This window comes from Streptomyces sudanensis, assembly GCF_023614315.1.
GTDB classification, from domain to species: domain Bacteria; phylum Actinomycetota; class Actinomycetes; order Streptomycetales; family Streptomycetaceae; genus Streptomyces; species Streptomyces sudanensis.
The window spans coordinates 4,391,078-4,399,445 of record NZ_CP095474.1; the positions used below are offsets into that span (position 1 = coordinate 4,391,078).

The following is an 8,368-nucleotide window of genomic DNA, read 5'->3' on the forward strand; positions in this document are numbered from 1 at the left end:
CCCTTCCCCCGCCCGCCGGCCGGTCGCCCTCCCGGCGGCGCCCGCCCCTGCCCGCCGGGGGCCATCCCTACGCGCCGGGCGGGCCACCGCGGCCCGGACGGGAGCCGGCCCCGGCCGCGTCTCCCCGGCACCATCCCGACCCCCACCGGTGACCGGTGGGCCCCACAGCACGAAAGGGCCTGTCCTTGAGAACGCCCCCGGCGGCGACGTCCGCCCGCTCCGCACCCCCCGCCCCCAGGCGCCCGTCGTACCGGCTGGTCGTGCACGCACTGGTCGTGGCGCTGACGGCGGGACTGCTGACCGTCGCCGCCCTCGCCGCGGACACCCGTCCGGCCCGTGCCGCCGGTCCTTCGACCACCGGCCGCTTCTACATCCAGAACAGCTTCAGCGGCTACAACCTCTCCGCCACCGGCGACCTGCTCCGCACCTCCCGCCCCAAGGGCGACGAGGACAACCAGCAGTGGACGTTCGAGAGGGTCGCGGGCAGCGCCAACTACCGCGTGCGCAACGCCACCCTGACCGACCTCTGCATGGGCAGGTCCACCGGCCGGCCAGTGGTCCTCGGCTGCTCCGGAACCGACACCGAGTGGGAGTTCCGCCACCAGGCGGGCGAGTGGTACAAGATCTTCGTTCCCGGTACGGAGACCAGGCTGCAGGGCCGGCCGGCCGGGGACGACCCCGCCGAACTCGACCTCTCCACGCGGCAGGAGACGGACGAGAGCTGGTACGTCACCCCGATCGACCCGCCGCGCTCGCCGATGCCGGCCGATCCGACGTTCGACCAGATGACGTTCCTGACCGCGCACAACGCGTACAACAACACCGAGGACGCACCGGGGGCGATGGCACCCAACCAGCCGCACTCGATCAGGCGGCAGCTCGACGACGGCGTCCGCGCCCTGATGCTGGACATCCATGCGCCGCCGGACCTTCCCGGCGGCCAGGTCATCCTGTGCCACGGCTCGTGCGGACTCACCCGCCTGCTGCCGCTGACCGACGTGCTGAACACGGTCGCCGACTGGATGAGGGCCCACCCCCGCGAGGTGGTCACGGTGTTCTTCGAGGACTACACCACGAGCGCGCAGCTGAAGAACGCCATGGACCAGGTCCCCGGTCTGGCCGGGCTGATCTACAACCCCCGCACCGAGGGGGTGCGGGAGAAGGGCTGGCCCAAGGTCTCCCAGATGGCCGACAGCGGCAAGCGGCTCGTCCTCTTCTCCGACAGGGGCGGCCGCGAGGACTTCGGCGTCATGCACGGCTACGACTGGACGGCGGAGAACTACTGGTCCATGGGCCTGGGCCTGGGGTCGTCGGACTGGAGCTGCTACAGCCGCTGGTCGGAGGTCCCGCTCGGCAAGGAGGAGGAGAAGTTCCGCCGGCTGGTGGTGATGAACCACTTCCGGGACGTGCCGATGGCCCCGACGTACGAGACCGACAACGAGAAGCTGCGCAACCGCGCCGAGCGCTTCTGCATGCCCGCCGCGCGCAAGAAGCCGAACTTCCTCGCCATCGACCAGTACAAGGACGGCGACCCGCTGAGCGCGGTCCAGGCGATGAACGGCTACGTCTACCACGGCGACACCCCCGGGTGGGGCGGCACGCCGGCGCACTGGAGCGTGCCCCGGCTCGCCGTGATGCCGCTGGGCGACTCGATCACCTGGGGCGCCGGCGGCACCGGGTACAACAGCTACCGCGCCCAGCTCTGGGACAGACTGGCCGGGCACGCCTCCACCGTGGACTTCGTGGGCTCGCTCAAGGACGGCACGCTGCCGGACCGGGACCACGAGGGCCACTCGGGCTGGAAGATCGACCAGTTGACGGCGAACATCGACACCTGGCTGGCCGCCGCCCGACCCAACGTGGTGCTGCTGCACATCGGCACCAACGACATGAACCGCAACGACCGGGTGGACTCCGCCCCGCAGCGGCTGGCCGAACTGGTCGACCGGATCGGCACGGCCTCCCCGGACACCGTGGTCCTCGTCGCGTCCCTGGTGCCCTCGTCCGACCCCGCCGTGCAGGCGAGGGTCAGCGCCTACAACGCCCAGGTGCCCCGCGTGGTCGAGGAGCTGAAGGCCAGGGGGCGCAAAGCGGAGTTCGTCAGCATGGCCGCGGTGACCACCGCCGACCTCAACGACACGCTCCACCCGAACGACAGCGGTTACGCCAAGATGGCGCAGGCGTTCCACTCGGGAGTGGAGCGGGTGGCGAAGGCCGGGATGATCAGTGAGGACGTGGTGGTCAGGCCCGCCCCGCCGCGCACCACCCCGTTCGCCGACTACGACGTGGACATCGACGGGGACGGCAGGGCCGACTACCTGGTGGTCGGGGACAACGGGGCGGTCGACGCCTGGCTGAACAGGGGCGGCGACGGTTACGGCGGCTGGACCGCCTACGGCCGGATAGCGACCGGCACCGGCCCCGGAAGCCGGGTGTGCTTCGCCGACATCGACGGGGACGGCAGGGCCGACTACCTGGTGGTCGGGGAGAACGGATCGGTCGGCGCCTGGATCAACAAGGGCGGCGACGGCCACGGAGGCTGGTCCGAACTGGGCCGGATCGCCGCGGGCGGGAGCTGGTCGGGTGGTCAGGTCCGGTTCGCCGACATCGATGCCGACGGGAGGGCGGACTATCTCGTGGTCGGGGAGAACGGTGCGGTCCGTGCGTTCCTCAACAAGGGCGGCGACGGGTACGGCGGCTGGTCGGATCTCGGCCAGATAGCGACGGGTTCGAGCTGGTCGGGTGGTCAGGTCCGGTTCGCCGACGTGGACGCCGACGGGAGGGCGGACTATCTCGTGGTCGGGGAGAACGGTGCGGTCCGTGCGTTCCTCAACAAGGGCGGCGACGGGCACGGCGGCTGGTCGGATCTCGGCCAGATAGCGACGGGTTCGGACTGGTCGGGTGGTCAGGTCCGGTTCGCCGACATCAACGCCGACGGGAGGGCGGACTATCTCGTGGTCGAGGACAACGGGGCGGTCCGCGCGTTCCTCAACCAGGGCGGCGACGGCCACGGAGGCTGGACGAAGCTCGGCCAGATAGCCGCCGGGGTGGGAGCCCCCGGGCACCGGGTCCGGATCTGACCCGCGGGCCGGCCGCGCCCCGTCGCCCCCGGGCGCGGGGCGCGGCCGNNNNCCNGGCGCCCGGCATCCGGGCCGGTCCCCTCACAGCAGCGCGAACTGCCCCTCCGGGCCCTCCTCGCGGTGGTCCAGGACCGAGGCCGGGCGCCGGGCGGACGGCGGGTGGGGGAGGATCCGGGCCCCGTACAGGTCGGCGCGGGTGAGCGCCGCGCCGACCGGCCGGAGCCGCTCCGCGAGCGCGTCGCGCTCCCCGTCCAGGGCGCCCAGCAGCGCCAGGACGGTGATCAGCTCCAGCAGTTCGGACGTCCACGCGGGCGGCCAGGCCGGCGGGCGGATCGCCTCCAGGGTGCCCGGCTCCGCATCCGCCGTCCGCCGCTCGAACCACAGCGGCAGCACCCGCACCCCGCCCACCCGGTAGTCCCACGCCTCCGCCGGGACCGGCGCGATCCGCCCCGCGTCCACGTGCAGGACCTCGCTCCCGGCGTCGTACTCCAGCGTCCGGGGCCACGGCGGCAGCGCCGCCCGTACGTAGGGACGCCGCCCGCCCGGCAGGCGCGGGCGCTCCCCGCCCCGCGCGCCGCGCAGGTGGACCGACACCATCCGGCGGCCCAGCGCCACGCCCGCCGCCCACACCTCCGGGTCGCGCGCCAGCGGCACCCGGCACCCGGCCGGGGACGGCACCGCCGCCGCCCACGCCAGGAGGTCCCCGGCGGACGGCTCCCGGCCGTGGTGCTCCCGCAGCAGCGCCGCGAGGCCCGGGGCGGCGTTCGGCTCCCGGCCGCCGGGCCGCCGGTACAGGGGGCGGATCCGGCCGGGCCGCCCCGCGGGGGAGCGGCCGGTCGGCAACGGGGCCGTCACCAGCAGCGCGGGACCCGCCGCCCCCGGCACGTACCCCTGCTCCACCGCGAAGACCTGCCGCTCGTCCGCGACCCGCCACAGCTCCGGGCGCGCCGCGTCGATCAGCCGGTGGTCCGGCAGCAGCCACCGCTCGTCGAACGGCCCGTACGCGACGCGCACCGGCTCCGGGCACGGCCCGTCCTCGCGCGCGAGGCGCACCGTCCCGGTCCGCTGCCCCGGCAGCGCGGCCACCGCGCTGCGCGGCGTGCGCGCCCGGCTCGGCCGGAACAGTGCCTCGCGCTCCGCGCCGCCGGCCGCCAGCAGCGCGTCCCAGCGGGCCCGCAGCGTGCCCGCGTCCGGGGCGGTCACCCACTCCCGGCCCAGCCGCGGCGGCGGCGCGGACCACGGCATGAGGTCGTCGAGCAGGGGCGCGTCGCCGAAGGGCGCGTCCGGGGACACGTCGTCGAGGGGCACGTCCGCGTTCACGCGCTGCATGCTAGTGCCGTCCGCGCGGGCCCGGTCCGCCCCGGCGGTGGCCTCAGTCCGCCTCGACGGTGACGGTGAAGGAGAACCGGTCGCCTCGGTAGCGGATGCGCGCCACGTCCACCGCGCGGCCGTCCTCGTCGTACGTCACGCCCGTGTAGTGGAGGATCGGCGACAGCAGCGGGACCTCCAGCAGCTCCGCCGTCACCGGGTCGGCGAGCCGCGCCTCGACCGTGTCGGTGATCCGGCTGATGCGCACCCCGACCGCGTCCCGCAGCACCTTCGTCATCGGCCAGCGCTCCAGGTCCGCCACGTCGATCCGGTCCGCCAGCTCCGGGCGGACGGCGTTCTCCGCCCAGTTCGTCGGCTCGCCCGTCTCCACGTCCCGGCGGAGCCGCCGGTACGTGACGACCTGCGCCACGTCCGGGAAGTGCTCCGCCAGCTCCCCGGGCACCGCCGCCGCCCCGTACCCGAGGACCGTCGTCCGCTCGCCGGACTGCTGCGCCACGATCGCGTCGACCGAGCCGAGCACCCGGCGCGGGGCGCTGCGCCGGGCGCCCGGCTCGATGAAGGTGCCGCGCCGCCGGTGCCTGCTGATCAGGCCCTCCTGCTCCAGCTCCTTGAGCGCCTGACGCATCGTCAGCACGCTCACCCCGTAGTGCGCGGCGAGTTGCTCCTCGGTGGGCAGCCGCAGCGGCGCGTCCGGGGAGCGCCCCAGTATCGAGGCGCGCAGGGACTGGGACACCTGGTACCAGAGCGGCAGCTTCCGGTTCAGGGCCAGGGAGTCGGGGGCGAAGGCGGACACGGTGTCTCCGTACTGCCGCGTGCGGCCGGGGGCCTCGCGGCGGCGTTCTACGGGCGGAAGTGGCGCTCGAGACCCTGCCACACGCCGTCGTAGCCCCGCTGCAGGTGCTCGGCCTCCGCCGCCTGGGCGGTGGTCGTGATCGGCCAGCGGGTCTCGAACATGAAGGCCAGTCCGTCGTCGACCTTCTGCGGCTTCAGCTCGGCGGCACTGGCCTTGTCGAACGTCTCCCGGTCGGGCCCGTGCGCGGACATCATGGTGTGCAGCGAGCCGCCGCCGGGCACGAAGCCCTCCGCCTTCGCGTCGTACGCGCCCTCGATGAGGCCCATGTACTCGCTCATCACGTTCCGGTGGAAGTACGGCGGCCGGAAGGTGTCCTCGCCGACCAGCCAGCGCGGCGCGAACACCACGAAGTCCACGCCCGCCAGCCCCGGCGTGTCGGTCGGCGAGGTGAGCACCGTGAAGATCGACGGGTCGGGGTGGTCGTAGCTGATCGTCCCGATGACGTTGAAGGTCCGCAGGTCGTAGACGTACGGGACGTAGTTCCCGTGCCAGGCGACGACGTCCAGCGGGGAGTGGCCGTACTCGGCCCGCCACAGGTTCCCGCAGTACTTGTTGACGACCTCGACGGGGCCCTCCACGTCCTCGTACGCGGCGACCGGCGCCCGGAAGTCGCGCGGGTTCGCCAGGCCGTTGGCGCCGATCGGGCCGAGGTCGGGGAGCCGGAACGGCTGCCCGTAGTTCTCGCACACGTACCCGCGGGCCGTCCCGTCGAGCAGCTCCACCCGGAAGCGGACGCCGCGGGGCACCAGCGCCACCTCGCCGGGGCGCACGGCGAGCAGCCCCAACTCGGTGCGCAGCAGCAGCCCGCCGCGCTCCGGGACGATCAGCAGCTCGCCGTCCGCGTCGCTGAACACGCGCTCCATGGAGGCGTTGGCGTGGTACAGGTGCACGGCCATGCCGGTGCGCTGCGCCGCGTCGCCGTTGCCGCCCAGCGTCCACAGGCCGGCCAGCCAGTCGGTGCCGGGCGCGGGGTCCGGCAGGGGGTTCCAGCGCAGTCGGTTGGGGTCCGGGACGGTCTCGGTGAAGGGCGCCGAGCGCAGCGCGCCGTTGTCGGCGCGGGTGAACGCCGGGTGCGCCGCCGAGGGGCGGATGCGGTACAGCCAGGAACGGAGGTTGTGGGACCGCGGCTCGGTGAAGGCGCTGCCGCTGAGCTGCTCCGCGTACAGCCCGAGGGGCGCCCGCTGCGGGGAGTTGCGGCCCAGGGGGAGGGCCCCGGGAACGGCCTCCGAATGGTGTTCGTTCCCGAAGCCGGAGAGGTACTCCAGGCCTTCGGCGGTCTTCCTCGTCTGCTCGTCCGCCGGTACGGCGTCGCCCACGCTCATCGCACGCTCCTGCTGCTCATGGAATCCTATGGACGACCGTAGGATTTCGGGCCGCCCGCGTCAACGGGGCGGACCGCGGGAATGCCGCGCCCGTCCGGAGCCGGCCGACGCGGCCCGGCGGCCTCCGCCGGCCGTCCGGCGGCGCGGGGTGGGCCGACCGGGCGAACCGGTGGCGACGCGCCGCGCGACTCCCGCAAGGAAGGTGACGAATAGTCCGATTATCGGGTGATCTGTACGACATCCTCGTGGAGGAACCCGCCATGATCACGTCCCGACCACTCCTGCGCACCGCCGTCACCGGTCTCGCCCTCGGCGGCCTGGCCCTCACCGGCGCGCCCGCCGCCGTCGCCCAGCCCGGCGACAACGGAGACGTCAAGATCCACAACATCGGCACGCCGCCGCTCGACCAGCGCAGCGAGTCCAAGGTGTGCCGCTTCTACCTCGCCGCCTTCGAGTTCGCCGGGCTGCAGCAGGTCGCCTACACCCTCACCCCGCAGCCGCTGGAGGCCGGCGACCCCACGGTCCAGGGGACGATCACGCTCACCCCGACGGGGACCGGCCAGTCCACCGAACTGAAGCTGCCCGACGGCCAGTACCGGCTCACCTGGACCTTCGCCGGAGCAGTCGGGCCGGCCAGGATGAAGACCTTCCGCGTCGACTGCCCCGAGGGTGGCCACGGCAAGGAGGGCAAGGACGGCAAGGACGGCAAGCAGGAGGACCGGCAGGACGGCGGACGGGACTACAAGGAGCCGCAGGGCGGCGTGGGCGCGGGCGGCGGCGGCATGGCCGGCACCCCGTCCGGCGACACCTCGACGCTCGGCGCCGGGGCGGCGCTCGCGGCCGGCCTGGCGGGAACCGCCGGGCTGGTCCTCCTCCGCCGTCGCCGCCGCGCCCATGGCGCCGCGTAGACCCCGGTACCCACGGTTCGACCGCCGGCAGCGCCGTCTCCTCCGCCTCGCCAGGACGGCGGTGCTGGTGCTGCTGGTCTTCGGCGGGGTCCGGTGGGCCCAGGGCGGCGAGCCGCCCGGACCCGCCCCGGTGGCGGCGCCGCAGCGGCCGGCGTCCACGGCCCCNNCGCCGCCGCCCACCGCCGAGTCGAAGGCGGGCCGGCCGGCCGGCCCGCGGACGGAAGGAGGCGCCGGACGGCAGATGAGCGTCGAGGTGTCGCCGGACGGGGTGCCGGCCATGCNGNNCCGCCNCCCCNCCCGCCCTCGCCGCCCGAGCGGCTCGCCNNCCCGGCCCTCACCGTCGAGGCCCCGGTCATGCGCCTGGACCTCGACGGGGCGGGGCGGCTGCGCTCCCCGCCGGTCGACCACCCCGAGCTGGTCGGCTGGTACGAGGGCGGCGCCTCGCCCGGCGAGGAGGGCACCGCGATCGTGGTCGGCCACCGCGACACCCGCACCGGCCCGGCCGTGTTCCTGAACCTCCACGCGCTCAAGCCCGGCAACACCGTCCGGGTCGAGCGCGCCGACGGGATCACCGCGGTGTTCACGGTCGACCGCGTCCGCACGTACGACAAGGACGAGTTCCCCGACCGGGAGGTGTACCGGCAGGCGGAGCGGCCCGAACTGCGCCTGCTCACCTGCGGCGGCACCTTCGACCGGCGGAAGGGGTACACGGCCAACACCGTCGTCTTCGCCCACCTCGTCGACACGGTCCGGACCGACGCCCGCAGGGCGTGACACGGCGGGCCCGCACCTCCGGGAGCGGGCCCGCCCCCATGCCNNTCCCGTNGGTGCNTTTCCGANCCCAAGAAACNCCCATNAANCCACTATGCCGTCCTT

5 protein-coding genes and 1 pseudogene are annotated in these 8,368 nt (G+C 74.4%); 3 read left to right on the top strand and 3 right to left on the bottom strand.

The features are described from left to right. Positions 1-260 precede the first annotated feature (260 nt). Positions 261-3,080 (top strand): FG-GAP-like repeat-containing protein, encoded by a 2,820-nt coding sequence (locus tag MW084_RS20280; RefSeq protein WP_010471429.1) that lies wholly within the window; start codon positions 261-263, stop codon positions 3,078-3,080. Positions 3,081-3,161: 81 nt separating this feature from the next. Here the strand turns inward: MW084_RS20280 and MW084_RS20285 are convergent, their stop codons facing one another. From MW084_RS20285 to hmgA, 3 genes are read right to left on the bottom strand one after another with little or no spacing between them, the layout of a single operon-like run. Further along, positions 3,162-4,409 (bottom strand): type ISP restriction/modification enzyme, encoded by a 1,248-nt coding sequence (locus tag MW084_RS20285; RefSeq protein WP_010471431.1) that lies wholly within the window; start codon positions 4,407-4,409, stop codon positions 3,162-3,164. 43 nt (positions 4,410-4,452) lie between these two features. Continuing rightward, on the bottom strand, positions 4,453-5,202 hold the full coding sequence (locus tag MW084_RS20290; RefSeq protein ID WP_010471433.1) for a GntR family transcriptional regulator: 750 nt from the start codon (positions 5,200-5,202) through the stop codon (positions 4,453-4,455). Positions 5,203-5,249: 47 nt separating this feature from the next. Beyond that, a complete protein-coding gene (gene hmgA / locus MW084_RS20295; RefSeq protein WP_010471435.1) occupies positions 5,250-6,584 on the bottom strand; it encodes a homogentisate 1,2-dioxygenase in 1,335 nt (444 codons plus the stop codon). A gap of 260 nt (positions 6,585-6,844) precedes the next feature. Here hmgA and MW084_RS20300 point away from each other — a divergent pair, with 260 nt between their 5' ends. Both MW084_RS20300 and MW084_RS20305 read left to right on the top strand, forming a co-directional pair. Then, positions 6,845-7,492: a hypothetical protein gene (locus tag MW084_RS20300; RefSeq protein WP_010471437.1), complete on the top strand. Its 648-nt coding sequence runs from the start codon at positions 6,845-6,847 to the stop codon at positions 7,490-7,492. A gap of 326 nt (positions 7,493-7,818) precedes the next feature. Further along, positions 7,819-8,266, top strand: a pseudogene (locus tag MW084_RS20305) (class F sortase); the annotation flags it as partial. Positions 8,267-8,368 lie beyond the last annotated feature (102 nt).